A 274-nucleotide genomic window follows, 5' to 3' on the forward strand; every position below is an offset into this window, starting at 1 on the left:
TTCCTTTGTTAATGACCGAACGGTAGGCGTTCATATAGGGAGCGCCCATTCCGTCGCCGACCATGAAGATGACGTTTCTGATCTCGTTTTTGTCAGGCTGTTTTTTTGCCGCAGCCTGTTCAGAGTGCTGAAACCCCGCGCCCGCAATCAGACCGGCTGTCAGCACGGATACGGCTGCCGCCGGCAGAAGTTTTGATCGAACCTGTTTAAATAGACTCATTCTCACTCGTCCTCCTTTAATCGTGTCTGCATGTCTAATGGTAGGGGGTGTTTG

General features: G+C 51.5%; 1 pseudogene. It reads right to left on the reverse strand.

Annotated elements, in window-relative coordinates:
• Window positions 1–220, reverse strand: a pseudogene (locus SB660_RS20495) (alkaline phosphatase); the annotation flags it as partial.
• Window positions 221–274: the final 54 nt, after the last annotated feature.

Source organism: Bacillus sp. SIMBA_005, from assembly GCF_046535585.1.
Taxonomy (GTDB): Bacteria; Bacillota; Bacilli; order Bacillales; family Bacillaceae; genus Bacillus; species Bacillus pumilus.